21 protein-coding genes are annotated in these 26,180 nt (G+C 68.5%); 11 read left to right on the top strand and 10 right to left on the bottom strand.

Annotated features, from left to right (window positions below; translation table 11 throughout):
- The first annotated feature begins 182 nt into the window (after window positions 1–182).
- Window positions 183–1,925: a peptide-N4-asparagine amidase gene (locus tag J7I44_RS07990; protein WP_209618641.1), complete on the top strand. Its 1,743-nt coding sequence runs from the start codon at window positions 183–185 to the stop codon at window positions 1,923–1,925.
- A gap of 305 nt (window positions 1,926–2,230) precedes the next feature.
- A complete protein-coding gene (locus tag J7I44_RS07985) occupies window positions 2,231–4,105 on the top strand; it encodes a peptide-N4-asparagine amidase (protein WP_209618637.1) in 1,875 nt (624 codons plus the stop codon).
- 58 nt (window positions 4,106–4,163) lie between these two features.
- On the opposite strand, the gene rho is transcribed toward J7I44_RS07985, so the two are convergent.
- Together rho and trxA are read right to left on the bottom strand one after the other, a co-directional pair.
- Complete coding sequence (rho, locus tag J7I44_RS07980) at window positions 4,164–5,963, bottom strand: transcription termination factor Rho (protein WP_342451881.1); 1,800 nt, start codon at window positions 5,961–5,963, stop codon at window positions 4,164–4,166.
- 158 nt (window positions 5,964–6,121) lie between these two features.
- A complete protein-coding gene (gene trxA / locus J7I44_RS07975) occupies window positions 6,122–6,448 on the bottom strand; it encodes a thioredoxin TrxA (protein WP_209618633.1) in 327 nt (108 codons plus the stop codon).
- Window positions 6,449–6,841: 393 nt separating this feature from the next.
- On the opposite strand from trxA, the gene J7I44_RS07970 reads away from it, so the two are divergent.
- The 6 genes from J7I44_RS07970 (at window position 6,842) to rpoH (ending at window position 13,192) form a co-directional block, all read left to right on the top strand.
- Window positions 6,842–8,548, top strand: a complete 1,707-nt coding sequence (locus J7I44_RS07970; protein ID WP_209618630.1) for a DEAD/DEAH box helicase — start codon at window positions 6,842–6,844, stop codon at window positions 8,546–8,548.
- 275 nt (window positions 8,549–8,823) lie between these two features.
- Window positions 8,824–9,501: a cell division ATP-binding protein FtsE gene (ftsE, locus tag J7I44_RS07965; RefSeq protein ID WP_209618628.1), complete on the top strand. Its 678-nt coding sequence runs from the start codon at window positions 8,824–8,826 to the stop codon at window positions 9,499–9,501.
- Window positions 9,498–10,469 (top strand): permease-like cell division protein FtsX, encoded by a 972-nt coding sequence (gene ftsX / locus J7I44_RS07960; RefSeq protein ID WP_209618624.1) that lies wholly within the window; start codon window positions 9,498–9,500, stop codon window positions 10,467–10,469. Before ftsE ends, ftsX begins: the two co-directional genes overlap by 4 nt.
- Window positions 10,470–10,588: 119 nt before the next feature.
- Window positions 10,589–11,422, top strand: a complete 834-nt coding sequence (locus J7I44_RS07955; RefSeq protein WP_209618622.1) for a response regulator — start codon at window positions 10,589–10,591, stop codon at window positions 11,420–11,422.
- Window positions 11,419–12,135: a uracil-DNA glycosylase gene (gene ung / locus J7I44_RS07950; protein ID WP_342451880.1), complete on the top strand. Its 717-nt coding sequence runs from the start codon at window positions 11,419–11,421 to the stop codon at window positions 12,133–12,135. Before J7I44_RS07955 ends, ung begins: the two co-directional genes overlap by 4 nt.
- A gap of 205 nt (window positions 12,136–12,340) precedes the next feature.
- The gene (rpoH, locus tag J7I44_RS07945) at window positions 12,341–13,192 is read left to right on the top strand and encodes an RNA polymerase sigma factor RpoH (RefSeq protein ID WP_209618620.1); all 852 of its coding nucleotides are present in this window, start codon (window positions 12,341–12,343) and stop codon (window positions 13,190–13,192) included.
- Between the two features lie 223 nt (window positions 13,193–13,415).
- On the opposite strand, the gene dinG is transcribed toward rpoH, so the two are convergent.
- Window positions 13,416–15,521 (bottom strand): ATP-dependent DNA helicase DinG, encoded by a 2,106-nt coding sequence (gene dinG, locus J7I44_RS07940; RefSeq protein ID WP_209618617.1) that lies wholly within the window; start codon window positions 15,519–15,521, stop codon window positions 13,416–13,418.
- Between the two features lie 221 nt (window positions 15,522–15,742).
- Between dinG and J7I44_RS16925 the strand changes: the two genes are divergently transcribed.
- The gene (locus J7I44_RS16925) at window positions 15,743–18,691 is read left to right on the top strand and encodes a bifunctional diguanylate cyclase/phosphodiesterase (protein ID WP_209618612.1); all 2,949 of its coding nucleotides are present in this window, start codon (window positions 15,743–15,745) and stop codon (window positions 18,689–18,691) included.
- Window positions 18,692–18,696: 5 nt separating this feature from the next.
- Here the strand turns inward: J7I44_RS16925 and J7I44_RS07930 are convergent, their stop codons facing one another.
- The 7 genes from J7I44_RS07930 to folE all read right to left on the bottom strand — a co-directional run bounded on the left by J7I44_RS07930 (window position 18,697) and on the right by folE (window position 25,026).
- The gene (locus J7I44_RS07930) at window positions 18,697–20,352 is read right to left on the bottom strand and encodes an NAD(P)/FAD-dependent oxidoreductase (RefSeq protein ID WP_209618609.1); all 1,656 of its coding nucleotides are present in this window, start codon (window positions 20,350–20,352) and stop codon (window positions 18,697–18,699) included.
- 169 nt (window positions 20,353–20,521) lie between these two features.
- Window positions 20,522–20,734, bottom strand: a complete 213-nt coding sequence (locus J7I44_RS07925) for a hypothetical protein (RefSeq protein ID WP_209618606.1) — start codon at window positions 20,732–20,734, stop codon at window positions 20,522–20,524.
- Window positions 20,735–20,894: 160 nt separating this feature from the next.
- Entirely contained in the window at window positions 20,895–21,407 is a 513-nt protein-coding gene (locus J7I44_RS07920) for a DUF1993 domain-containing protein (protein ID WP_209618603.1), read from the bottom strand.
- 14 nt (window positions 21,408–21,421) lie between these two features.
- Complete coding sequence (locus tag J7I44_RS07915; protein WP_209618601.1) at window positions 21,422–22,732, bottom strand: TCR/Tet family MFS transporter; 1,311 nt, start codon at window positions 22,730–22,732, stop codon at window positions 21,422–21,424.
- Between the two features lie 107 nt (window positions 22,733–22,839).
- Window positions 22,840–23,175 (bottom strand): EF-hand domain-containing protein, encoded by a 336-nt coding sequence (locus J7I44_RS07910; RefSeq protein WP_209618797.1) that lies wholly within the window; start codon window positions 23,173–23,175, stop codon window positions 22,840–22,842.
- A gap of 41 nt (window positions 23,176–23,216) precedes the next feature.
- On the bottom strand, window positions 23,217–24,374 hold the full coding sequence (locus J7I44_RS07905; protein ID WP_209618598.1) for a GGDEF domain-containing protein: 1,158 nt from the start codon (window positions 24,372–24,374) through the stop codon (window positions 23,217–23,219).
- A gap of 52 nt (window positions 24,375–24,426) precedes the next feature.
- Window positions 24,427–25,026, bottom strand: coding sequence for a GTP cyclohydrolase I FolE (gene folE / locus J7I44_RS07900; protein WP_209618596.1), 600 nt, complete (start codon window positions 25,024–25,026; stop codon window positions 24,427–24,429).
- Window positions 25,027–25,214: 188 nt separating this feature from the next.
- Here folE and J7I44_RS07895 point away from each other — a divergent pair, with 188 nt between their 5' ends.
- Window positions 25,215–25,847 (top strand): hypothetical protein, encoded by a 633-nt coding sequence (locus tag J7I44_RS07895; RefSeq protein ID WP_209618593.1) that lies wholly within the window; start codon window positions 25,215–25,217, stop codon window positions 25,845–25,847.
- The gene (locus tag J7I44_RS07890; protein ID WP_245188037.1) at window positions 25,844–26,062 is read left to right on the top strand and encodes a helix-turn-helix transcriptional regulator; all 219 of its coding nucleotides are present in this window, start codon (window positions 25,844–25,846) and stop codon (window positions 26,060–26,062) included. Before J7I44_RS07895 ends, J7I44_RS07890 begins: the two co-directional genes overlap by 4 nt.
- Window positions 26,063–26,180 lie beyond the last annotated feature (118 nt).

Genomic DNA, 26,180 nt, shown 5'->3' with positions numbered 1-26,180 from the left:
GAAATAGTGTACGCCGAGGTTCTGGATAACCGCCGTGAAAGGCTGCGCCCGCTTGATTCGCAAGCAAAAACAGCGCGTTCGTGAACCGGCCTCGGCTGTGAGGAAAGCGTGAAATCACCCTTGACGGGACAGGGCGCAAGATCGCGCGGCCTCGGGGTGGCATCTTGCGTAGGGAGAAGCCTATGTTTACCAAGTTCGCGCGTCGCAGCGTGGCTGCTGTGACGCTTTGCCTGCTTCCCGCGGTGGCCGTCCTGGCGGCACCGGCGGTGCCCACGGTGGAACCCCGCGTATCGAGCGCCGCAGGCGCCCCGTGCGTGGTGAACCTGTTCACCCATCAACTGTTCGACGAATTCACCAGCTACAGCTATGCACCACCGCCGGGGTGTCCCGGCCCGTGGTCGAAGGTGGTGCTGAAGCTCAACCTCGGCGGCTCGCGCGCCGCCAATACCGCGCAGGTCAACCTGAGCCTTGGCGGGGTGAGCCTGTTCAACGGGTCGCTGTCGCAGACCGACGAGGTGGACAACTGGCACGTCGAACGCGATCTGACCGACTACGCCGCGCTGCTGCACGCGCCGCGCGTCGGCACGCTCAACTACCTGGACCTGGGCACGCCCTACGGCGACGGCAGCCGGGTGACCGGTAGCGCGAAGCTGGTGTTCTACCGCTCCACCGCCAGCACGCCGGCGCACCGCGTGCCGGACCGGGTGGTGCAGACCAGCGGCGGTCCGCAGGACCTGCCGCACAACATCGTGCGCGCCTACCTTGATGTGACAGCGCGCGCCGAGCCGCTCTGGTACACCTGCGTGCCGGACGCTTCGGCGGTGAGCTATCCGGCGCTGCTCAGCGTGCTGGCCCCGGGCATCAACCAGCCCGGCATCTTCCCGCAGCCGCAGGGGTGCACCGGCGGCAGTTTCCGCGAGGTGGAGGTGAGCGTCGACGGCTCGCCGGCTGGCGTGGTGCCGGTGTTCCCGTGGCTGCCGAGCGACCTGAACGGCGTATTCCACAATGCGCTGGATACGCCGATGCCGGGCGTGCAGGTGCTCAACCTGGTGCCCTACCGCGTCGACCTCACGCCGTTCGCGGCGATTCTCAGCGACGCCGGCCCGCACACGGTGGCGCTCTCTGGTGGCGCTTGGACGGACGCGCAGCTGCTGCTCTATCTCGACCACGGCAGTACGCACGTCACCGGTGCGGTCACCCTCAACACGCTGACCGGCGGCGTGCCGACGCCGGTCGTGACCAACTCGCTGTCCGCCTCCGGCGCGGTGCTGGAGGGCAATGTCGGTACCGAGGTGAAGCGCCAGTTCGAGATCCGTGGCTTCGTCAACACTTCTGGCGGGCGGATCGACTCGGCGGTGAAGGAGAAGCTCGGGTTCCGCAACCTCCAGGGTTTCCGTCTGGAAGGCCTGGTCTACGAGGAGCTTCAGTCGTATCGGCAGACCGTATGGCTGCAGAGCACCGTGGATCGCCGCAGCCGTCGCACTCGCGGCAGCAAGGTGCTGAGCCGCGATCACGAGATCGTCGCGTATCCGTTGACGCTTCACTACGCCACGTTCGGCGAATACGACCCCGATGGCGGCGACGGTCCGATCGTCAACCTGACCGGCTACAAGTTCGCGGTCGACCAGAAGCGGCACGTGGAGGGATGGCACCGGCGCCCCGGCATGCCCTGGTACGCCACCGTGTTGAACGACCGCTTCGTCGCCAGCCACGCCATGGACGAGAGCACGCACAGCCACTGGAACAGCCTGCGCCGTTATGGCTTCAAGGACAGCTTTGGCAGTTGCTACAAGGCGGTGCGCACCAGCGACAGCGGTGTGCTGACCGGTTCGACCTTCGGCAGCGGATGCCCGGGCGGGAGCAACCACGTGCGCTGGTACGCGCATGCGGATGGCTCGCCTGATGCGATCACCTGGCGGCCGTAGGCGCGCCCGAAGGCACGGGGCCGGTGGCGCCGGCCTCGTGCCAGTGGCGGGCCGTGGTCGAGGAGCGATCGTGTGCCACCGCCGGGCCGGGCATGCGCGTCGGCGTGGGTTGTCCGGCGCCTGACGCTTCGCGGCGAGGCCGGTGGCGCTTGCGCAGGCGAGTTGCACCGAAAGGTCCGGTTTGCCCGGCAGACAGGTCGATAAACGGGAGCGAACTGAGCTGTTAGTTTTTCGTAAGGACGTTCTCTTGATGCGCTCGCCCGCACGATAGGCGGGCAGGGGACATCAGAGGAGGAACCATCACGATGTCTATCGAGACGGCGCGTCAACGACTGACGCAAGCGACGTTCCCGGTCGCGGCATTCGCCCTGCTTGCCCCCTGTATCGCTGCGGCTTCGCGGCAGGAGGCGATCGAACGCGCAGGTCCCCCGGTCCCCACGCCGCACACCCAGCCGTGCGAGGTGCAGCTGTTCAGCAACGCGCCGTTCGATACCCCGGCCACCGGTTTCGTGTTCACCCCTCCTGCCAACTGCCCGGGCCCGTGGGCCAGGGTGGTGCTGAGCGTGGACCTGAGTGGTTCACGCGACGCCCGGACCCGCGGGATCGCCCTGGCGCTGGACGACGTGACGCTGTTCGTCGGTCCCACGCCGGACACCGCGCAACCCGCGCAGTGGCACGTGGAGCGCGACCTGACCGATTACAGCGTGCTTTTCAAGCAGCCGGGCAACGGCGCGCTGACCGCGCTGCGCGCGTTCCGCGACACCGGCGGGAGCAGTTCCCACGTGACCGGCAGCGCGACCCTGCGCTTCTATCCGCCGAGGGCCGGCAACCCGGCGCCGCGGGTCCCCGACGCCGTGTTCCCGGCCTACGCCAACCAGCTCGGCGGGCCGCCCGGGGTGAAGGACCTCGCCTCGCTGCCGCACAACATCGAGCGCGCCTATCTGGACGTGACCGCCAATGCCGAAACGTTCTGGTACAACTGCATCACGCCCGCCATGGCGCAGGCGCACCCGACCCTGATCAGCCCCGTCGCGCTCGGCCTGAGCCAGCGCGGGATCTATCCCGCCGAGCAGGGTTGCCTGCCGCACAGCTATTCGGACGTACTGGTGACCGTCGATGGCACGCCGGCGGGCGTCGCGCCCGTGTTCCCGTGGCTGCCGACCCACTTCAGCATCAACTCCGGACCGCGGCGATCGCCGTTCTGGAATGTGGTGGATACACCGACCGACAGCGCCCAGTCGCTGGACTTCGTTCCCTATCGCGTGGACATCACCCCGTTCGCTGCCATCCTGAACGAGGCGGGTACCCATCAGGTCGCGCTGAACATGACGGCGCATTCGGACATCAACGAGCAGTGGTTCCTTGCCCCGAGCACGGCCAACCTGCTGGTCTACCTCGATCCGGGCAAGACCCGCCTGGCCGGTGCGGTGACCTTCAACTCGTTGCCCGCCGGGTTGCCGGTGCCGGCGGTCACCGACGGGCTCGTGCAGGACGGCAACCTGCTGGACGGACGGGTTGGTACGCGACTGGATCGCAACTTCGAGATCCGCGGCTACCTCGACACCTCGCGCGGCCGTGTCGAATCGTCGGTGACCCAGCAGTCCAGCTTCCAGAACGTGCGCCAGTTCCACGTCAAGGATGATCCGGCCGACGACAACGACCAGCCCTACTACCGCGAGGACCTGTGGCTGCAGAGCACGACCCAGAGCACCAGCCGTCGCACGCGCAACGGCACGCTGCTCAGCGAGGACCAGCTCCAGGCCAGCTACCCGCTGGAACTGCACTACATCGGCGCCGGCCGACTGACTGACTGGTACAGCGAGGAGGGCACGCTCGACGTCGACCTGTTTGGCGGTTCGGTCAACGTGCACCAGCAGCGCCGGCTGGACGTGACCCACTCGCGGCACGGCCTGTCGCCTTACACCACGCAGGTGCGCGAGGAGTTCGAGGGCAACCACCGGGTCGATCCGGATAGCGACGCGGACAGCAACTGGCATGCGGCGCACACCTACGTCTTCACCGACAACCGTGGCAGTTGCTACCAGAAGGCGGTGCTGACCCGGAACGGATTGCTGGATGACACGGCCACCGGCATGGGTTGCCCCAATGACACCAACCACGTGCGCTGGTACGCGCACCCGGACGGTTCAGCCGATGGGTTGAGCTGGCAGCGTCCGTAACCTGCAAAACGAAACAGGCCGGCGGACGCCGGCCTGTTTTTTTTCGCAGCCCTCTGGACTACCGCTTCATCGAATTGAAGAACTCGTCGTTGGACTTGGTGTTCTTCATCTTGTCGAGCATGAACTCCATCGCCGCCAGCTCGTCCATCGGATGCAGCAGCTTGCGCAGGATCCAGATTTTCGCCAGCAGGTCCGGATCGATCAGCAGGTCCTCGCGGCGGGTGCCGGAGCGGTTGATGTCGATCGCCGGATAGACGCGCTTTTCGGAGATGCGACGGGACAGGTGCACTTCCATGTTGCCGGTGCCCTTGAACTCCTCGTAGATCACCTCGTCCATCTTCGAGCCGGTGTCGATCAGCGCGGTGGCGATGATGGTCAGCGAGCCGCCTTCCTCGACGTTGCGCGCGGCGCCGAAGAAGCGCTTCGGACGCTGCAGCGCGTTGGCGTCGACGCCACCGGTGAGTACCTTGCCCGAGCTCGGCACGACGGTGTTGTAGGCGCGCGCCAGACGGGTGATCGAGTCGAGCAGGATCACCACGTCCTTCTTGTGCTCGACCAGGCGCTTGGCCCGCTCGATCACCATCTCGGCGACCTGCACGTGCCTGACCGCCGGTTCGTCGAAGGTCGAGCTGACCACCTCGGCGCGCACGGTACGGGCGATCTCGGTGACCTCCTCGGGGCGCTCGTCGACCAGCAGGATGATCAGGTGCGCTTCGGGGTGGTTGTAGGTGATCGCCTGGGCGATGTTCTGCAGCATCATCGTCTTGCCGGACTTCGGCTGCGAGACGATCAGCCCGCGCTGGCCCTTGCCGATCGGCGCCACCAGGTCGAGGATGCGCCCGGTGATGTCCTCGCTCGAGCCGTTGCCTCGTTCGAGGTGGAACGCCTTGCGCGGGAACAGCGGCGTCAGGTTCTCGAACAGCATCTTGTTCTTCGACGCCTCCGGCGGATCGCCGTTGATGTCGTCGACCTTGAGCATCGCGAAGTAACGCTCGCCTTCCTTCGGGTGGCGCACGCGCCCGGTCATGTAGTCGCCGGTGCGCAGATTGAAGCGGCGGATCTGGCTCGGGCTGACGTAGATGTCGTCCGGGCCGGCGAGGTAGGACTCGTCCGCCGAGCGCAGGAAGCCGAAGCCGTCCTGCAGGATTTCCAGCACGCCTTCGGCCCAGATGCCGCCGCCGGAGCGGGCGTGGGCCTTCAGGATGGAGAAGATCACATCCTGCTTGCGGGCGCGGGCGACGCCTTCCTGGATACCGAGCGATTCGGCGAAGGCGAGCAGCTCCGGTGCCCTCATCCGCTTCAGCTCGGTGAGGTTGATCAGCCGGTCGTTGCTGCCGATGTCGGCGTTCTCGTCGTCCTCGGGCAGACCGCGCGGATTGTTGCGGTTGGGCTGGCCCGGGTTGCCGCCCTGGTTGCCACCCTGTCCGCCCTGCGGGCGCTGGCCGCGCTCGTGGCGGCGACGGCGACCGCGGCCGTCACGCTCGTTGCGATCGTTGCGGCGCTCGTTGTTGGCGCTGCCGTTGGCCTGCGGCTGGCCGTTGCCGTTCTGGCCGCCCTCGCGGGCTTCCTGCGGGGCGCGCGGGGCATTGTCGCCAGCGTCCATCGGCAGGCTGGCCTGCGCCGGAGCGGGCGCGGGCGCCGGAGCGGGGGCTGGTGCCGGAGCGGGGGCTGGTGCCGGAGCGGGGGCCTGAGCGGGAGCGGGGGCCTGAGCGGGAGACGCAGCTTGAGCCGGCGCCGGCGCGGCCGCCGCGGCCTTCTCGGCAGCGGATTTGCGCGGCGCGCGGGTGCGCGGCGCGTCCGCGCTCTTGGGTTCGGCGCGCTTGGCGTCGGACGGGTCTTGGGTTTCGATATCGGACACGGGCAAACCTCGTGGGGCGCCGTTGGAAGAACAGGAGGGAGGACGGGCGTCGCGCGGAACGCGCGGGAGGGGCGAAGCGGACCGCCCCTTTCGGCCGTGAAAGGCAATCTAGCATCCGCCGCGCGGCGCCGTAAAGCGCGCGCGGCGGGAAAAGCGCATCAGAGCGTCTTGTCGATCATCTGGGAGAGCTGGCCCTTGCTGACGGCGCCGATCTGCGTCGCCTCGACCTTGCCGTGCTTGAACACCATCAGGGTCGGGATGCCGCGCACGCCGTAGGTGCGGGGGGTCTTCTGGTTCTCGTCGATGTTGAGCTTGACGATTTTCAGTTTGCCTTCGTACTGCTTGGCCAACTCGTCGAGCATCGGCGCAATGGCCTTGCACGGACCGCACCATTCGGCCCAGAAATCGAGCAGCACGGGGGTGTCGGACTCGAGCACGTCCTTCTGGAAGGCATCGTCGTTGACGTGGGTAATCAGGTCGCTCACCAGGGTCTCCATGGTTGCGTGGAAAGGGGGTTTGGGACCGCGCGGCCGGCATCGGCTACACTGGAGCGCCCATGTTGCGCGGGTTCCAACGGGAATACTGCAGGATTGCCATTGCGGCAGGCCTCCATTCCAGCGTAACTCGGGTCGCGATTCAAGCGATTCAAGGGCGGCGACGGAGGGTTCCGTTGTCATAGGCGAGCCGGTCGGAAAGCGGGCCCGTTCGCCTATGCCAGCGGAACCGTCGGTCGCACGCCCTCCACCGGCGGGGATGAGCGACGGTGCGCGCACCAGACTGGCGCGCGGTCGACCTGCCCGCAACCTCAACCGCCCCGCGCCTGCATGGCAGCGGAGCCGGGCCCGCCGTGCGGCCGCCCGCATTCATTCCAGTGACCCATGTCCCAAACCGTACTGACTGACACCTTTTTCACCAATTTCGACCTTCACCCGCTACTGCAGCAGGGCCTCGCCGAGGCCGGTTTCACCCGCTGCACGCCGATCCAGGCGTTGACCTTGCCGCTGGCGCTGACTGGCCGCGACGTCGCCGGCCAGGCGCAGACCGGTACCGGCAAGACCTGCGCGTTCCTGGTCGCGCTGATGAACCGCCTGTTGACCCGGCCCGCGGTCGCCGAGCGCAAGGATTCCGATCCGCGCGCGCTGATCATCGCGCCGACCCGCGAGCTGGCCATCCAGATCGACAAGGATGCGCGCAGCATCGGCCGCCACACCGGCCTGAAGACCGCGCTGATCTACGGCGGCGTCGACTACGACAAGCAGCGCCAGCAGCTGAAGGACGGCTGCGACATCATCATCGCCACGCCCGGCCGCCTGCTCGACTACTACAAGCAGCAGGTATTCGGCTTCAACGGCGTCGAGGTGATGGTCATCGACGAGGCCGACCGCATGTTCGACCTGGGCTTCATCAAGGACGTGCGCTTCATCTTCCGCCGCCTGCCGGCGCGCGAGCAGCGCCAGGTGCTGCTGTACTCGGCCACCTTGAGCCACCGCGTGCTGGAGCTCGCGTACGAGCACATGCACGAGGCCGAGAAGCTGGTGGTGGAGACCGACAACGTCACCGCCGACAAGGTGCGCCAGGTCGTCTACTTCCCGGCCAAGGAAGAGAAGATGCCGCTGCTGCTCAACCTGCTGGAGCGCGAGAAGCCCAGTCGCAGCATCATCTTCGTCAACACCAAGGCCGCCGCCGAGCGCATCACCGATCGCGTCAAGCGCCAGGGCTACCGCGTCGGCGCGCTCTCCGGCGACGTGCCGCAGCTGAAGCGCCAGAAGCTGCTGCAGCGCTTCCAGGAAGGCCAGCTCGACATGCTGGTGTGCACCGACGTCGCCGCGCGCGGCCTGCACATCCCGGCGGTCAGCCACGTCTTCAACTACGACCTGCCGCAGGACGCCGAGGACTACGTGCACCGCATCGGCCGTACCGCGCGCCTGGGCGCCGAGGGCGATGCGGTCAGCTTCGCCTGCGACCTGTACGCGATGAGCCTGCCGGACATCGAAACCTACATCGGGCAGAAGATCCCGGTGGCAACGGTCGAGGCGGACCTGCTGGTGATGCCCAAGCCGCGCGAGATCGACCCGCAGTTCGCCGCGCAGGCGGCGGCCGACAGCGCGCAGTTCGGCGACAAGGTCGAGGCGCGCGGGGACGAGCGCAAGGGAGCCCGCGACGGCTCGCGTCGTGGCGGGCGCAGCGGCGAGCGTGGCTCCCGTGAGGGTCGCCCGCCACGCGCACCGCGTCCGCCGCGGGCAGAGGGCGAGGCTGCCGTGGCGACCGAGCCGCAGCCGGGTGTCGTGGCGACGGGGCCGGCCGCACCGGACGCCACCCCGGCGGCGGATGGCGAGGGCGCACGCAAGCGCCGGCGCCGCCGCGGTGGACGTGGCCGTCGCCGCGAGGGTGGCGAGAATGCCGCGCCGCAGGCCCAGGCAACGACCGAGAATCGTCCGCCGCACGGCGAGCGCAAGCCGCCGCGCGAGCGTAGCGCCGGCCCGTCCCGTCCGTCGCGCCAGGTGACCGTGCAGTCGGGCGTGGAGTCGACCGGCAAGAAGCCGGGCTTCTTCCGTCGCCTGACGCGCCTGTTCACCGGGCGCTGAGCGTTGATCCTTCTCCCTTCCGGGGAGAAGGTGCCCCGAAGGGGCGGATGAGGGGCCGGGGCTCGCGATGGGCTCCATCAAAGCCAGGCTTCGACGTAACCGTGCCGCAAGAGTGGCCCCTCACCCCAACCCTCTCCCCGCGGGGAGAGCGGCTTGGTCCGTGGCAACCTGGTGATCCTCGAGGAAGCGGGGCTTCTTCCGCGCGCGACAGGCACCAACCGCACCAGGCATTCCCGTATCCTTTGCCCCTGGTGCGGGACAAGGAACCACACGCGGTGATCCGCTTCGACCAGGTGAGCAAGCGCTACGAGGGCGGCCATGAGGCGCTCTCGCAATTGTCCTTCGAGGTGGCGGCCGGCGAGATGGCCTTCGTCACCGGCCATTCCGGTGCCGGCAAGAGCACCCTGCTCAAGCTGATCGCGCTGATCGAGCGGCCCTCGCACGGGCAGATCGTGGTCGACGGCCAGGCCCTGGCCAAGGTCGGCCGGGGCGGCATTCCCAAGCTGCGGCGCCGGCTGGGCATGGTGTTCCAGGATCACCGCCTGCTGATGGACCGCACGGTATTCGCCAACGTGGAGCTGCCATTGCTGATCGGCGGCATCGCGCCGGCCGAACGCAGCCGTCGCGTGCGCGCGGCGCTGGAAAAGGTCGGCCTGCTTTCCTACGAGCGGCAGTTGCCCGACTCGCTCTCCACCGGCGAGCAGCAGCGCGTGGGCATCGCCCGCGCCATCGTGGCGCGCCCGGCGGTGCTGATCGCCGACGAGCCGACCGGCAACCTCGACCCGCAACTGGCGGTGGAGATCATGGGCCTGTTCGCCGAGTTCCAGGACATCGGCACCACCGTGCTGGTAGCCAGCCACGACCTGCCGCTGATCAAGCGCATGCACAAGCGCGTGGTGGTGCTCGACCACGGCCGGCTGGTGGCCGACATTCCCGGCGAGGAGGTGCTGTGAACGCGCCTGCCGTCACCGAGAAGGCCGCGCCGCGCAGCGAGCGCAGCCAGTCCCGGCGCTTCGCTGGCTGGCGGGAGCACCACGGGTGGAGCGCGGCGACCAGCCTGCGCCGGCTCGGCGGACGCCCGCTCGGCACCCTGATGACCGTGGCCGTGCTCGGCCTGGCGCTGGCGCTGCCGCTGGCCTTCTACCTGTTGCTGGCCAACCTGCAATCGATGGGCGGCGCGCTGGGCCAGAATCCGGCGGTCAGCGTGTTCCTGAAAGCCGACCAGACCGGTCCGCAGGCCAACCTGCTGGCCGGCGAACTGCGCAACCGGTCCGACGTCGCCGGCGTGACCATAAAGACGCCGCAACAAGGCCTGGACGAACTGGCCAACCTGCAGGGCTTCTCCGGCGCCGTGCACGCGCTGGACGACGCCAATCCGTTGCCGTGGGTGCTGGTGGTGCAACCGAAGGCCGGACTGGATGCTCCCGCGGTGAACGCGCTGGTCGAAGCGCTGCGCGGCGAGCGTGCGGTCGATCTGGTGCAGGACAGCAGCCAGTGGCGACTGCGGCTGGACGCACTGCTGGGTGTCGGCCATCGCGTGGTGCTGGTGTTGGCCGCACTGCTCGCCCTGGCGGCGTTGCTGGTGGTGGGCAACACCGTGCGTACCGATATCGCCAGCCGCAGTGAGGAAATCGGCGTGCTGATGCTGCTGGGCGCGAGTCGCGCCTTCGTGCGCCGCCCGTATCTTTATGCCGGCATCTGGTACGGCCTGTTCGGCGGCGTGCTGGCTTCGCTGCTGGCATTGGCGATCGAACTGGCGCTGGCCGGCCCGGCGGCCGAACTGGACCGAGCTTACGGGGGCAGCCTCAGCCTTGGTGCATTGCCATGGTGGCTGCTGCTGGCCGTGCCGCTGGCGTCGGCGTCGCTGGGCTGGATCGGTGCGCGGCTGGTCAGCGCCCGGCAGCTGCGCAAGGCTGCGTAGGAGCCTTGGGCGCCAGGCGCCTTAGTGATCGCCTTCGCACCCGTGCAAGGCGCGATGATGCAAGATAGCCTCGGGTGCGCGCGGGGCGCACACAAGGGTTCGATGTGGATGGGTGGGGCATGAATGCAGAGGTTGGCAGCCGCGCCGACACCGCACCGCGGGTGCTGGTGGTCGACGGCTCCAAGGTGGTGCGCCAGCTGATCACGCGCGTGCTCAAGGCCGAGTTGCCGGAAGCCGAACTGGTCGATTGCGGTAGCGGCGCGGAGGCGCGCGCGCTGATCGAGCAAGGCCCGTTCGACTTCATCACCATCGCCCTGCGCCTGCCCGACATGGACGGGCTGGAACTGGCCCGCCACGTGCGTGAGTCGGCGCAGGCCTATGTGCCGATCGTGGTGGTTTCCGGTGATGTCGATGCTCGCCTGCACAAGCGCGAACTGGGCGACGTCACCGACTACTTCGACAAGTCGCTCGGCTTCCAGGCGCTGGCCGATTTCATCCGTGGCTATGTGCGCCCGGAGGCGACCGCCGAAGGCACCGTGCTGTACGTGGAAGACAGCCGCGTGGTGGCGCTGGCCACCCGCCGCATGCTCGAAAAGATCGGCCTGACCGTGCGCCACGTGGTCAGCGTGGAGGATGCCCTCGCCATGCTGGAAACCGATCGCGCGCAAGGCCAGATCGGCGCCGACGTGGTGCTCACGGACGTCAGCCTGAAGGGCGAGCTGACCGGCGGCGACCTGCTGGAGCGTATCCGCAGCCATTTCGGCTATGGCAAAGGCGAGCTTCCCGTACTGGTGATGACCGGCGATGAAAACCCGGCCAACCAGGCCGCGCTGCTCAAGGCCGGTGCCAACGACCTGGTCGAGAAACCGGTCGAGGAAAAGCTGCTGGTGACCAAACTCCTGTTCCAGCTGCGGGTGGCCAAGCACCTGCGCGCGCGGGCGCAAGACGCGTGAGCGAAACGGCCGACGCCGAACGCGTCCGCCTGGAGCCGTCCTGGAAGGCGCATCTGGGCGATTACCTGGAGCGCCCGGAGATGCGCGAACTGGCGGAATTTCTGCGTGCACAGAAGCGTGCCGGCAAGGTGCTCTATCCGCCCCGCCCGGAGATCTTCAACGCCTTCGCGCACACGCCGTTCGACAAGGTGCGCGTGGTGATCCTGGGCCAGGACCCCTACCACGGCCCCGGCCAGGCGCACGGGCTCTGTTTCTCGGTACGCCCGGGCGTGCCGGTGCCGCCCTCGCTCAACAACATCTTCGCCGAGATCGAACGCGACCTCGGCATTCCGCGGCCCGGCCATGGCTGCCTCACCTCCTGGGCCGACCAGGGCGTGCTGCTGCTCAACAGCGTTCTGACAGTCGAGCAGGGCCGTGCCGGCGCGCACCAGAACAAGGGCTGGGAAGGCTTCACCGACGCCGCCATCGAGGCCTTGAACCGCGAGCGCGAAGGCCTCGTGTTCCTGCTCTGGGGCGCCTACGCGCAGCGCAAGGGACGGCTGGTGGACCCACGCCGGCATCTGGTGCTGAGCTCGGTGCACCCCTCGCCGCTGTCGGCGCACCGGGGCTTTATCGGCAATGGCCATTTCTCGGCCGCCAACCGCTACCTGGAAGGCCACGGCCAGCCGCCGATCGACTGGTCGCTGCCGCCGCGTTCGGAACGCGCCGCCTGAGCGGCTGCCGGGCCCGGTTACCCGTTCACGGTCGATAGATCGCCGCTATGAACAATGGCGGCATGACCGTGCGGCGAGGGGCTGGCCAGGCCGCTTCCATTGCTGTACGATTCGGTACAATAAATCCCGCAGCTGAAACTTTTCGCCCCTTTAGCACTCTCAGCAGACGAGTGCTAAGCTGCGATTTACTTGCCGGAGGTTCCACATGTCCCAAGCCTTGGTGACCGCCAACCTGCCGATCCCCAGCGTCGTTGGCAGCCTGGATGCCTACATTTCCGCCGTGCACCGCATCCCGGTGCTCAGCCATGACGAGGAGCAGGCGCTGGCGCGCCGCTTCACCGACGAGAACGACCTGGGCTCGGCCAGGAAGCTCGTGATGTCGCATCTGCGTTTCGTGGTCCACGTGGCCCGCGGCTATTCGGGCTATGGCCTGCAGCTGGGCGACCTGATCCAGGAAGGCAACATCGGCCTGATGAAGGCGGTCAAGCGCTTCGACCCGGATCAGGGCGTGCGCCTGGTCAGCTTCGCGGTGCATTGGATCCGCGCCGAGATGCACGAGTTCATCCTGCGCAACTGGCGCATCGTCAAGGTCGCCACCACCAAGGCGCAGCGCAAGCTGTTCTTCAACCTGCGCAAGAGCAAGAAGCGCCTGGGCTGGATGAATGCCGAAGAGGTGCGCGTGGTGGCCCACGACCTGGGCGTGCCCGAGGCGACCGTGCGCGAGATGGAATCGCGCCTGTCCGGCCGCGACATCGGTTTCGAGGCGCCCGCCGATGCGGACGACGACGCCAAGCCGGCGCCGGAGGCCTTCCTGGTGGACGATGGCGCCGATCCGTACGACAACGTGTCCGACGCCGACCAGGCTGACAACCAGCTTGAAACGCTGTCCAGCGCGCTGTCCAAGCTCGACGAGCGCTCGCGCGACATCATCCAGCGCCGCTGGCTCAACGAGAACAAGGCGACGCTCCAGGATCTGGCTGACGAGTACGGCGTTTCGGCCGAGCGCATCCGCCAGGTCGAGGCGAATGCGATGAAGAAGATGCGCGCGCTGTTCTGAGCGTAGCCAAGGCAGCCAATGGCAAAGCGGCCCTTTCGGGCCGCTTTTGCTTTGTGGGCTCTTCGCTCACCGCAACCTTCTCCCGGTCGAGAGAAGGCATCATCCGCGCACGGCCATTCCACGCCGCCATGGTGTCGGGGCCATGCCGCTGGGCGAAGGCGTGCCTGCACGCAGCCTTGGGACAACTTCGCAGGCAAGGGCCGGAGCCGGTGGCTCGCCCGCGCTACGCGACGCGCTCGATCACCCGCTGGAACGGCGGCAGCGCACGCAGCATTCCCGCGCCGTAGCGCTTGGTTACCACGCGCCGATCCAGCAGGACGATACGGCCGCGGTCGGTTTCGCTGCGGATCAGGCGACCGCAGTACTGCGTGAGCAGGCGGGTCGCCTCCGGAATGCTCACTTCGAGGAACGGGTTGCGGCCGCGCGATTCCAGCCACTCGGCGTAGGTCGCGCCGACCGGGTCGGTCGGCACCGCGAACGGCAACTGGGTGATCACCACCGTCTCGCACAGCTTGCCGGGCAGATCCAGGCCTTCGCCGAAGGAAGCCAGGCCGAACAGCGTGCTGCCCTTGCCCGACTCGACGTCGGCGATGTGTTCGGCGATCAGCTGTGCCTTGCCGAGCGAACCTTGCGCGCGAACCTTGCGCACCTTGTCGATCGGCAGCCGCTGCAGCACGCGGTCGAGCTTGGCGCGCGAGGTGAACAGCACCAGGTTGCCGGCGTTCCAGTCCAGATGGCCGGCGAGCCAGTCGCAGATCGCCTGCGCATGGGCTTCGCGCGCGTCGGGCAGTACGTCGATCGCCGGCACTTCCAACCGCGCCTGCGCGGCCAGGTCGAACGGCGAAGGCAGGCTCAGCGTGATCGCGTCGTCGGGCAGCCCGACCGCATCGGCAAAGCCCCGGAAGTTGCCGCCCGCGCTCAGCGTGGCCGAGGTCAGCACCACGCCGCTGGCGTTGTTCCACAGCACGTGCCGCAGCAGGCCGCCAGCGGAGACGGACGAGGCGTGACAGACCAGTTGCTGGTCGCCGGCGAGGGTCACCCAACGCGCCAGCGGCGGTGCGTTGTCGGCATCGTCGCCGGCCCAGGCGCGCCAGGTGCGTTCCTGCCGGTCCAGCCGTTCGAGCGCCATGCCCAGCTCGCGTGCCAATGCTTCCTGGGTCGGGCCGCCGTCGGTCATCTCCACCACCGCGCGACGCACGGCGGTGAGCCAGCGCTGGATCTCGGCCGTCTGTATGTGCAGTGCCTGCGCCTGCAGTACCCAGTCCTCGGGCAACTGGCCGAGCGAGCCGCGGTACATCGGCTCGTTCTCGGCCGGATCGGGCAACCAGGACAGACGGATGGCCTTTTCCAGTTCCTCCAGTCCGTCGGAGAGTTCCTGCAATTTTGCGTCGCCTGCGTCGAGCGCAAGCTTGCCGAGCGACTCCTTGTCGGTCAGCGAGTAGGCTGCGTGCACCTGTCGCGCCAGTCGGCTCAGCTGGCGCACGCTGGCCCCAAGGTAGACCTCGGCCGCACCGCGGTCGATCGCCTTGGCCGGCACGTGATGCGCCTCGTCGAACACGTACAGCGTCTCGCTCGGCTTGGGCAGGATCACGCCACCCCAGCCTTCGTCCTCGCCGGGCATGGTCAGGTCGGCCAGCACCAGGTCCTGGTTGGCGACGATGAGCTCGGCGTCCGCCACGGCGCGGCGGGCGGCGAAGAACGGGCATTGCATGAAATGGATGCACTTGCGCCCGGTACAGCCGCCGGCGCTGGTGGTGAGCATGGGCTTGAGGAAATCGCCCACCGGCTCCGGCGCGGCGTCCATGTCGCCGTTCCATTCCCCGCGCTCGAATGCACCGGCGAGCTTGGACAGCGTCTGCTTGTCGCGCTCGGCCGGCGGCTTCGACCACAACGCCAGATCCGCATCGAAACCCAGGCCCAGCTGGCCGGCATCGGCGCCCATGCTCTGGCGGGCCATCACCAGGTTGCGCGGGCACAGGTAGCGGCCGCGGCCCTTGGCCAGCGCGACCTTCGCTTCGCTGCCGTCGAGCTTCAGATAGAGCGGAATGTCGCGCTCGACCAGCTGCTCCTGAAGTGCCACGGTCGCGGTGGCGATCAGCAGCTTCTTCTTCTGCGCGCGGGCCACTTCCATGCCGGCGATCAGATAGGCCATCGACTTGCCCGTGCCGGTCGGTGCCTCGACCACCGCGGCACCGCCTTCGGTGGCCAGCGCCTTGGCCACTTCGGCGATCATCCGCCCCTGCGCAGCGCGCGGCCGGAAGCCGGGCAGGCCTTCCTTCAGGCGTGCGTAGGCGGCGCGGATCGCGTCCTTGGTGGCATCGGTGAGCATTGCGTGATTCTAGCCCGCGCAGGTCGCCGCCGCCGTGGCGTTGCGCTGCTTGCACGCGGCTCAAGATAGGTTCGCGGCAGCCGATCTTGTGGTATGGATCACGAACGGGCTGAAACCGGGGCGCGCGATAGGAACTCCATGAATCGGCACTGTCGCAGGGCAGGGGGGCATGAGCGGGCCAGCGGTTGCGGTGACAGGCTCCGCTGTCGCAGGGTGTTTGCATGAGCGCTCCGCACGCCATGCCGCCCGAGCCCACGCAGGGGGGTGAGGCCGCCTGGCTGGCCCGCCTGGTGGTGGCGACCACGCCGGGCGAGGTCGCCGCGGTAGTCGCGGCCTTCGTACAGGAGCAGGCCGGTTGTCGCCACGCCGTCGTGGCCTGGGCGGGCAGCGGGTTGCCGCGCGCCTACAGCAGTTGTGGCCGGCTGCCCGACTACGGACGCCTCGACCGCGCCCGGGCCTTGCTGGCATCGAACGGCCAGGGCTGCGTGCGCCAGGGGCAGGAGCTGCTGTTGCGCCTGCTGCCGCAGGAGCGCGCGTTCCTGATGCTCGACATGGAGCGCGGCCAGACCCCGGAATCCCTGCTGGGTCAGCTTGAACCCTTTCTGGAACTGGCCGGCCCGTACCTGCAGCGCGCGCTGAAACTGGCCGACCTGGAAGATTCGCACAGGCAGCTGGCGCGTTCGGAAGTTCTGCAGCGCGCGTTGTTCGCCATCGCCGACCTGGCCGGCTCGGACCTGGACATGCCCGAGATGCTCAAGCGCATCCACGGCATCATCAGCACGCTGATGTACGCGGAGAATTTCTTCATCGTGCGCAGCGACCCGCAGCGCGGCACGATGCGCTTCCTCTACTACGCCGACATCGAAGACACCGACGCGCCGGACACCAGCCACGACGTGCCGCTGGAAAGCCTGCGCAACTCCATGACCTGGCACCTGCTCACCGGCGGCAAAGCGCTGATGGGAAGCCTGGAGCAGATCAGCCGACAGGTGTCGGGAACCTTCGCCCCCTCCGGACCGGAGGCGGTGGACTGGCTGGGCGTGCCGATGCTGCGCGATGGCCAGGTGTACGGCGCGCTGGTGGTGCAGAGCTACCAGGCCGGCATCGGCTTTTCCGAGGACGACCGCGCGCTGCTGGAATTCGTCGGCAGCCACGTGCTCACCGCGCTGGAGCGCAAGCAGAGCAAGGACGAGCTGGAGGAACGCGTGCGCCTGCGCACGCAGGAACTGGCCGAGGCCAACCGCGGGCTGCAGCAGGAAGTGCACGAGCGCCAGCGCGCCGAACGGCTGCAGGCGGCGTTGTTCCACCTGGCGCAGCTGGCCACTGCCGACATCGACGAGAACGAGTTCTACGAGCGCACGCACGCGGTGGTCGGCGAGCTTATCAACGCGGAGAACTTCTTCATCGCGCTGCTCTCGGACGACCGCCAGAAACTGGTGTTTCCCTATTACGTCGATGCCGGCATGCGCAAGGCGCAGGAGCGCCCGCTCGGCCGCGGCCTGTCCGAATACGTGCTGCGCAGGGGGCAGCCCTTGCTGGCCTTCCAGGAAGACACCTTGGAGCTCGCGCGCCGCCATGAGGTCGACCTGGTTCGCGTGGGCCGCCCGGCGGTGTGCTGGCTGGGCGTGCCGCTGCGGGTCGACGAGCAGGCGATCGGCCTGGTCGCGGTGCAGAGCTACACGCCCTCGATCGACTACGACCAGGCCGACCAGGAGCTACTTACCTTCGCGGCGCTGCAGATCGCCAACAGCATCCACCGCCGCCGTGCCGCCGTGTCGCTGCAGCGCGCCTATGCCGAGCTGGAACAGCGCGTGGCCGAGCGCACGTTCGAGCTGCGCCAGGAGATCGCCGAGCGCGAGCGCGTGCAGAGCCAGCTCAAGCACGAGGTGATGCACGACGCGCTCACCGGCCTGCCCAACCGCGGCTTCCTGCGCGACCGGCTCGAGCGCGTGCTGGCCATCCTGCAGCGTGAGCCGGGCCGCCGCTGTGCGCTACTGTACCTGGACGTGGACCGCTTCAAGGTGATCAACGACAGCCTCGGCCACCTGGCCGGCGACGCCTTCCTGAAGGAGATCGCCCGTCGATTGCACGACTGTGTGCGCGAGCCGGACGTGGTCGCGCGGCTGTCCGGCGACGAGTTCGCGATCCTGCTGGAGGACATCGACATCCCCGCCGCCGCGGTGGCGGTGGCCCAGCGCGTGCTCGATGCGCTGAGTGTGCCGATGCAGATCGCCGGTCGCGAGCTGGCGCCCTCGGCCAGCATGGGCATCGCCATCGGCGACAGCACCTACACCACCGCCGACGAAGTGCTGCGCGATGCCGACATCGCGCTGTACCGTGCCAAGGAGGAGGGCCGCAAGCGCTACGAGCTGTTCGACGAGACGCTCGCCAAGAACGTCATCGACGTGCTGACCATGGAAGGCGAACTGCGCCAGGCGCTGGCGCGCGACGAATTCGAGCCTTACCTGCAACCGTTCTGCCGGCTGGAGGATGGCGCGGTGGTGGGCTACGAAGCGCTGCTGCGCTGGAACCATCCGAAGCTGGGCGTGCTCGGGCCGGCCGATTTCCTCAAGGTGGCGCATGACAGCGGGCACATCGAATCGATCGACTGGCGGCTGTTCGAGCGCGGCTGCGAACGCTTCCTGCAGCTGGCCGACCAGAACACTTTCCTGACCTTCAACGTATCCGCGCTGCATCTGCGCCACCGCGACTTCGATGCGCGCCTGGTGCACCTGCTCGAACGCACCGGCCTGCCGCCCTGGCGGCTGATCGTGGAGGTTACCGAAGGCTCGCTGCTGGACAATCCGGAACAGGTCCGCACGATGCTCGAACGCCTGCGCGCGATCGGTGTGGGCGCGGCGCTGGACGACTTCGGCACCGGCTATTCCTCGCTGAGCTACCTGCACTCGCTGCCGCTGCGCATGCTCAAGATCGACCGCGCCTTCGTGCATGCGCTGGGCGCGGACGAACACACCACCGCGACCACCGTCGTTGCGGCGATCCTGGCGCTGGCGCGCGCGCTCGATATCCAGGTGATCGCCGAGGGCATCGAAACGCCCACCCAACGCGAGGCGCTGCTCGGCATGGGCTGCGAATTGGGGCAAGGCTATCTGCTCGGGCACCCGGCGCCGATCGGGAGGTGGCTGGGGCGCGAGGGCCGCGCCGACTGAGGCCTTCAGATCGCCCGTGGTTCCGACCCGGTGATCGCCAACGCCACCGCTTCGGCCACGCGGATGCCATCGACCGCCGCCGACAGGATCCCGCCGGCGTAGCCCGCGCCCTCGCCGGCCGGAAACAACCCGCGCGTGTTGAGGCTCTGGTAGTCGCCTTCGTTGCGCCTGACCCGCACCGGCGAGGAGGTGCGCGTCTCCACGCCAGTCAGCATCGCGTCGTGCATGGCGAAGCCGCGGATCTGCCGGTCGAATAGCGGCAGCGCCTCGCGGATCGCGCCGATGGCGTAGCCGGGGAGGGCGGCGGAGAGATCGGTCAGGTGCACGCCCGGCTTGTACGAAGGCAGCACGTCGCCGAGTTCACGCGATGCGCGGCCGGCGAGGAAGTCGCCCACGCGTTGGCCGGGCGCGCTGTAGTCGCCGCCACCCATCGCAAACGCGTGTGACTCCCAGTGACGCTGCAGCGCAATGCCCGCCAGCGGCCCCTCGCCGTAGGGCGCGAAGTCTTCCGGCGTGATGCCGCAGACGATCGCCGCGTTGGCGTTGCGCTCGTTGCGCGAGTACTGGCTCATGCCGTTGGTGACCACCCGCCCGGGTTCGGACGCGGCCGCCACCACGGTGCCGCCCGGACACATGCAGAAGCTGTACACCGAGCGGCCGCTCTGGCCGGGTTTGTTGCCGTGGTGGACCAGCTTGTAGTCGGCCGCGCCGAGAATCGGATGACCGGCCTGCGGGCCGAAGCGCGCGCGGTCGATCACCGACTGCGGATGCTCGATGCGGAAGCCGATCGAGAACGGCTTGGCCTCCAGATGGACGCCACGCGCGTGCAGCATCTCGAAGGTGTCGCGCGCGCTGTGGCCGACGGCCAGCACCACGTGGTCCGAGCGCAGCTCGCTGCCGTCCGCCAGCCGCACGCTGCGCACATGGCGCAAGCCGTCGGCGGCGGTTTCGACCCGCAGATCCTCCACGCGCTGGTCGAAGCGGATCTCGCCGCCGAGCGCCTGGATCGTGCCGCGCATGTTCTCCACCATGGTCACCAGGCGGAAGGTGCCGATGTGCGGCTTGCTGACGTAGAGGATTTCCTCCGGTGCGCCGGCCTTGACGAATTCGGTCAGCACCTTGCGCCCGTGGTGGTGCGGGTCGGAGATCTGGCTGTAGAGCTTTCCATCGGAAAACGTGCCGGCGCCGCCCTCGCCGAATTGCACGTTGGATTCCGGATGCAGGTTGCGCTTGCGCCACAGGTCCCAGGTGTCGCGGGTGCGTTCGCGCACGGCCTTGCCGCGGTCGAGCACGATGGGTCGGAAGCCCATCTGCGCCAGGATCAGTGCCGCGAAGATGCCGCACGGACCGAAACCGATCACGATCGGCCGGTGTTCCAGCCGCGCCGGCGCCTGCGCGACCGGGTGATAGCCGGTGTCGGGCGTGGGCTGCACGTGGCGGTCGTCGGCGAAGCGGGCCAGCACCGACGCCTCGTCGACCAGCTCCACGTCCAGCGTGTAGACCAGCGCAATCGCGCCGCGCTTGCGGGCGTCGTAGCCACGGCGGAACACGGCGAAACCGCGCAGCGCCGACGCCGGAAGCGCCAGGCGCGCGAGGATCGCGCCTGCCAGGGCTTCGGGCGGGTGGTCGAGCGGGAGCTTGAGGTCAGTCAGTCGCAGCATGGGCGGGGAGCACGTCGGCTGGCGTGGCGAGCGCGCTACGCCGGGTCGCCTATTGTCCCGGCCGCGACGGTGCCGGAACAAGCAGGGAGGCCGACTCGCACGGCGGATTCAGCCGCCGCGGCCTGCGCAATGGCAGGCTGAAGCCCGCCCTACTGACGCAGGGCGCCACTTACGCCGCAAGAATGGTCCGGAACTGCTCGCCAGTGGCCTGCGGGTGCAACAGCACCACGCGCGAGCCGAACTTGCGCGCGGCCGGCGTGCACAGCTGGCCATCGTCGGTGACGACCGCCAGCGGCGTGGGATGGCGGGAGTTCAGCGGCCGCTTGTAGACCAACCCGTGCTGCGGGCCGCCACAAATGACGCATTCGTAGAAGCTGTCCATGATCTGCTCGATGGAGGAAATTCGCGCAGGGACAAGCAGGGCTCGCGCCATGGAGCGGCGGCGAGTGTGAGCACGATCACGCTTCGGGAGATGCCGGAAAACCGGCACATCGCTTTCGTTCAGCCAGGCGCGACGGCTGACCGTCGCGCCCTTCGGGCAACTACTGCTGGGCGCCGGCGATGAAGTCGGTCTTGCCCAGTTCCGCGCCGGCCTCGCGCAGGATCACGTAGGTCGTCGTGCAGTGGAAATAGAGGTTCGGCATGACGAAGCCGAACAGGTAATCCTGGCCTTTGAAATCCATCTCGCCGTTGCGCATCTTCAGGTGGATGTCGCGGCCTTCGCTGCCGTCGATCTGGCTCGCGCCGAAACCCTGCACGTACTCGATCGCGCGCTGGATGCGCGCCTGGACCTGCTCCAGCGTGGTTTCGTTGTCCTCGAACGAGGCCGGTTCCACGCCGGCCAGCCGGGCAGCGCCGCGCGTGGCCATGTCGCAGGCGATCTGCACCTGCTTGACCAGCGGCAGCATGTCGGGGATCAGGCGGGTGTTCAGCAGCACCTCGTCGGTCACGCCCTTGGCCCTGGCGTGCGCCTCGCCCTTCTTCAACACGTGGGCAAGGTTGGTCAGTGCACGCACGAACACGGGAACGGAAGCCTGGTACATCGAAAGCGTCATGGAGAACTCCAGTGTCAGTGGGAGGAATCGTGCGGCAGCGCGTCCGGGGCGTCCGCCGCATGGTGGGTGGGATCGTTGCCGGCCAACGGTGCGGTATGCGCGGTCACGCGCGCCGCGATGATCGTGCCGGCCAGCAGCAGCAACGCGGCCAGCACGAAGGCCAGGCCTGGCAGATGCACGGGCGAGGTGGGCGCGATGGAGAAGGCGAACACCTGCGCGAACAGGTACGGCCCGAAGATGCCGGCAAAGCTGCCCAGACTGGTGATCGCGCCCTGCAGGCGGCCCTGCTCGGACGGATCGACCTGGTGCGTCATGAGCGCCTGGATAGGTGGCCCGGACAGGCTCCACAGCGCCATCAACGGAATGCCGGCGAGGAACAGCCAGCCCTGTTTCGCCACGCCCATCAGCGCGAATGCACCGATGCCGCAGACCAGGCCGGCCAGCAGCACCCGCCGCTCGCCGAAGCGCGGCGTCAGCCGGCCGGTGAGGAAAGCCTGCACCGAGCCGTCGCAGGCGCCGACCAGCATCAGCACGAAACCCACCGCCTGCGGACCCCAGTCATAGCGGTAGTCCGCGTACAGCACGAAGGTGGTCTGCAGGACGTAATGGGCCAGGTACACCAGGAACATCACCACGCCCAGTCCCAGCACCTGCGGGTGGCGACGGAGCAGTTTCAGCGAACCGAGCGGATGCGCGCTGTGCAGCTCGAAGCGCGGTGTGCGTCGTTCCTTCGGCAGCGACTCGGGCAGGATGAAATAGCCGTACAGGAAGTTGCACAGCGCCAGGCCGCCGGCCACCCAGAACGGCAGCCGCAGCGAGATGTCGCCGAGGAAGCCGCCCAGCCCCGGTCCCACGATGAAGCCCAGCCCGAACGCGCCGCCAAGCATGCCGTAGGCGGCCGCGCGCTTTTCCTTCGGGGTGATGTCGGCGATGTAAGCGTTGGCGGTGGTGAAGCTTGCCGCGGTCATGCCCAGCAGCGCGCGGCTGACGAACAGCAGCCACAGCGTTGGCGCCAGCGCCAGGATCACGAAGTCGATCGCCAGCCCGAGGTTGGAGATCAGGATCACCGGCCGCCGGCCAAAACGGTCCGACAACGCGCCCTGCACTGGCGAGAAGGCGAACTGCACCACCGCGAACACGGTGGAGAACACGCCGACCCACCACGCAGCCCGGGCGATGCCGCCGCCAGCCAGTTGTTCGATCAGGTGCGGCAATACCGGGATGACGATGCCGAACGCCAGCATGTCCAGCAGTACGGTGACGAAGATGAAGATCACTGCCGCGCGGCGGCGTGTGTCGCTGAGTGCGGTGTGGCTCGAATCCATGCGGCAGGTCACCGGCGAACGAAGCGCGCACGATAGCGCATCGTTGCGGCCGGATTGCTGCGTGCGCGGCACGGATGGCGTGCGGCGGATGCAGGGTCAGGTGTCCCCTAGCCTGGCGGTTGCGCCAGTTCCCGCGCGCTGAGAAAGCCGTCGTGGTTGCGGTCGGAGCGGCGGAACTGCGCGCGCAGGTCGGCCTGGAAGGCGGCCAGCGAACGCGGCACACGGCGGGACCCGGGCGGCAGCTCGTCGGCCTCGAGCACGCCGTCGTCGTTGGCGTCCATCGCGTGGAAGCCGGCGCTCAGGTAATCGACGTATTCCTGCGGCGCGATGCGTCCGTCGCCGTCGCGGTCGAACAGCGCCAGGTAGGCGGAAACCGCGGTCGGATAGTCGTTGGCGTGGACCGGCCCGCAGAGCAGGGCCAGCAGCGGAAGCAGATGGCGCATCGGCGCATTGGAGCAGGCCGCCTGCCGCAGCGGCAAGCGTCTCAGGCCGGTGCCTCGTCCGCGGCCACGACGCGATTGCGGCCGGCGCGCTTGGCCTCGTACAGGGCGCGGTCCGCGCGGCGCACGAGGGCGGCGGCATCCCGGTCGGCCGGCGTTCGCACGGCCACGCCGATCGAGACGCTGATCGGCTGGACCTCGCCGTCCAGTTCCAGCGACATGGTCGCGACATGGGCCCGCAAGGCCTCCGCCAGCGCGCGAGCGTCGTCCAGGTCGCTGCGTGGCAGCAACAGCAGGAATTCCTCACCGCCGACGCGGCCCAGGATGTCGCCCGGGCGGAGCAGGGTGCCCATGCCATGGGCCAGTGTGGCGAGCACGCGATCGCCGACGGCGTGGCCGAAGCGGTCGTTGATCGCCTTGAAGTGGTCGGCGTCCAGCATCAGCACCGCGAGCCCGGCGCCCGTGCCGAACATCCGCGCGCCTTCCTCGTCGAGCGCCAGGCGGTTGAACGTGCCGGTCAGCGGGTCGGTGCGGGCCAGGCGGCGCAGCTCGGCCTGCGCGGCCTCGTTGTACATCAGCAGGAAGCCGAGCGTGGCGAACACCGGCTCCAGCGTGCCGTACACCATGTTGGCGATGTTGCCGGGGGTAGGCCGCAGCAGCCCGACCTGCGGCAGCGTGGCCAGCTCGTGCAAGCGCAGGCCCCAGGCGACCGCGGCACCGGCCAGCACCAGCAGCATCACCCGCTGCGCGGTCGAGCCGCCGCGACGCAGCGCGTGGCGTAGCGGCCACAGCAGCATGCCCAGGTAGCAGCCCAGCATCGCCGCGGCGATGCACACACGCGTGCGGTAGTCCGGTTGGACGACGCCGAACCAGACGATGCCCAGCCATGCCGCCAGGCCGATCGCGGCCAGCCAGCCGCGCCGCTGCGGCACCTCCAGCAGCAGGCGCAATGCCCGCGCGGTCTCGGCGTAGGACACGATCAGCACGCCGTTGGCCAGCACGATCGACCACCAGTCACTGACCTGTCCGCGCAGTGCCGCCAGCAGCCAGCCCAGCGACTGCAACACCAGTACCGTGCCCCAGATGCGCAGGCTGGTGCGTGCGCGGCCGGTATAGGCGCGCGTGGCCAGCAGCAGCAGCGGCGCGATCAGAAGCGCCTGCAGGGCGCCGAGCAGGCTCAGGGTGGCAAGGTCCAGATGCACGGGGCAGGGGTCGTTGTAATCGCGCCCTGTAGCGGCCGAGCGCCGCGAAACTTCAGCGTGCGCCGTGGATACCGATGAACTGCAGGAACTCCGCGCGGGTGCGCGCGTCCTCGCGGAAGGCGCCGAGCATCTGGCTGGTCACCATCGACACGCCGCGCTTGTGCACGCCACGGGTGGTCATGCACTCGTGGCTGGCGTCGACCACCACCGCCACGCCGGCGGGCTTCAGGTGTTCCTGGATGCAATGGGCGATCTGCGCGGTGAGCTTCTCCTGCACCTGGAAGCGGCGCGCGTAGCCTTCGACCACGCGGGCGAGCTTGCTGATGCCGACCACGCGGTTGGTCGGCAGGTAACCCACATGGGCGCGGCCGATGATCGGCGCCATGTGGTGCTCGCAGTGGCTCTCGAACTCGATGTCGCGCAGCACCACCATTTCGTCGTAGCCCTCGACCTCCTTGAAGGTGCGCTTGAGGTACTCCGACGGGTCTTCGGCGTAGCCGCAGAACCAGTCGCGATAGGCCTTGACCACGCGGCGCGGCGTGTCCAGCAGGCCCTCGCGCGAGGGATCGTCGCCAGCCCAGCGCAGCAGCGTGCGCACCGCTTCCTCGGCCTGCGCCTGGGTGACGTCGTTGGAGTTGCTCGGGTCGCTCATGCGGGTGCCTCGGGCTTGAGAATGAGTGGCTTGCCAGGACCGCGGCGCTGGCAGCGTTCCAGTGTAGCGACCGTGTCAAGCAAACCGGTTCGAAGGGTGTGCAAAGGCCGCCGGATAGAGCGAAAGTATGGTTGACGCGACAAAATGTAACATTTAACGTACATCCCACTTTGAGGGAGGGTTGTGCCATGAGCCGTTCGTTGCGCTACGCGGTGCTGATACCGCTGTCCATACTGGCGTTCTACGTGCTGTTCGTCCTGCCGGATGTGGACCTGGGCTGGCCCGGCGGTCTGGCCCTGATCGGGGGTGCCTGGCTGGTCTGGTATCTGCTGTGGGCTACCTGGACGGCGTCGGGCACCTCGCTGGGGGAGGCCGTGGCCGCCGTTTCGCCGGGCGAGCAACGGGCCTGGATCGGCCTGCTGTTCACCTTGGCGATCCTGCTTTATTTCGGGTTGCGCGCGTCGCAGATGGTCGGCACGGATGGCGGTCGCGCGCCCGAGGCCACGGCCATCGGCAGGCACATCGGCATGATGGTGGTGGCCTGGCTGGTCGTGATGCAGGTGCTTGCCCGACGCTGGCGCGACAAGGTGCAAGCAGACGAGCGCGACCGCGCGATCGAGGCGCGCGCCGCCGGCTGGGCACGCGGCAGCCTGGTGGTTCTCGTCGTCGCGCTCGCCGTGCTGTTCGCCTTCACGCCGCCCGACAGGCTGGCCTGGGCGCGGCCGATGACACTTTCGAACATGCTGATGGCCGGGCTGATCGGCTCCTGCCTGCTCGAATACCTGGTCACCGGGCTGGCCTACTGGCGCGACCGGCGTTGAGCGCTCCGGGCACCCCGATCGGCAACGTCATCCGCCGGCTGCGCTTCGAGCATGGCGAGATGACCCAGCAGGCACTGGCCGACGCCTGCGGCATCACGCGGCAGACGGTGATCGCGCTGGAGGCGGGCAAGTACGCGCCGTCGCTGGAGCTGGCCTTCCGCATCGCGCGCACGTTCGGCGTGGGCGTGGAGGACGTGTTCGAGTGGAAGGCGTGAGCCCTCCCCGCACGGCGCGCCCCCATCCGCCTGTCGGCACCTTCCCCCGCGTTTGCGGGGGAAGGCTCGCGAGGGTGGCGCTACGGCGCCCCCGTTTAGGGCGAGGCGGCGGATCCTT

The organism is Frateuria flava, assembly GCF_017837635.1.
GTDB classification, from domain to species: domain Bacteria; phylum Pseudomonadota; class Gammaproteobacteria; order Xanthomonadales; family Rhodanobacteraceae; genus Frateuria_A; species Frateuria_A flava.
The sequence above is the reverse complement of the archived record's forward strand: the minus strand, read 5'-3'. Positions and strand labels throughout refer to the sequence as shown.

What these genes read in the sequence shown, in the direction of transcription:
- J7I44_RS07925 (WP_209618606.1), bottom strand. Translation starts at nt 20,734, where the DNA reads ATGGACAGCTTCTACGAATGCGTCATTTGTGGCGGCCCGCAGCACGGG.
- J7I44_RS07970 (WP_209618630.1), top strand. Translation starts at nt 6,842, where the DNA reads ATGTCCCAAACCGTACTGACTGACACCTTTTTCACCAATTTCGACCTT.
- J7I44_RS07895 (WP_209618593.1), top strand. Translation starts at nt 25,215, where the DNA reads ATGAGCCGTTCGTTGCGCTACGCGGTGCTGATACCGCTGTCCATACTG.
- J7I44_RS07915 (WP_209618601.1), bottom strand. Translation starts at nt 22,732, where the DNA reads ATGGATTCGAGCCACACCGCACTCAGCGACACACGCCGCCGCGCGGCA.
- J7I44_RS16925 (WP_209618612.1), top strand. Translation starts at nt 15,743, where the DNA reads ATGAGCGCTCCGCACGCCATGCCGCCCGAGCCCACGCAGGGGGGTGAG.
- J7I44_RS07930 (WP_209618609.1), bottom strand. Translation starts at nt 20,352, where the DNA reads ATGCTGCGACTGACTGACCTCAAGCTCCCGCTCGACCACCCGCCCGAA.
- folE (WP_209618596.1), bottom strand. Translation starts at nt 25,026, where the DNA reads ATGAGCGACCCGAGCAACTCCAACGACGTCACCCAGGCGCAGGCCGAG.
- J7I44_RS07985 (WP_209618637.1), top strand. Translation starts at nt 2,231, where the DNA reads ATGTCTATCGAGACGGCGCGTCAACGACTGACGCAAGCGACGTTCCCG.
- rpoH (WP_209618620.1), top strand. Translation starts at nt 12,341, where the DNA reads ATGTCCCAAGCCTTGGTGACCGCCAACCTGCCGATCCCCAGCGTCGTT.
- J7I44_RS07955 (WP_209618622.1), top strand. Translation starts at nt 10,589, where the DNA reads ATGAATGCAGAGGTTGGCAGCCGCGCCGACACCGCACCGCGGGTGCTG.
- J7I44_RS07990 (WP_209618641.1), top strand. Translation starts at nt 183, where the DNA reads ATGTTTACCAAGTTCGCGCGTCGCAGCGTGGCTGCTGTGACGCTTTGC.
- J7I44_RS07920 (WP_209618603.1), bottom strand. Translation starts at nt 21,407, where the DNA reads ATGACGCTTTCGATGTACCAGGCTTCCGTTCCCGTGTTCGTGCGTGCA.
- dinG (WP_209618617.1), bottom strand. Translation starts at nt 15,521, where the DNA reads ATGCTCACCGATGCCACCAAGGACGCGATCCGCGCCGCCTACGCACGC.
- J7I44_RS07910 (WP_209618797.1), bottom strand. Translation starts at nt 23,175, where the DNA reads ATGCGCCATCTGCTTCCGCTGCTGGCCCTGCTCTGCGGGCCGGTCCAC.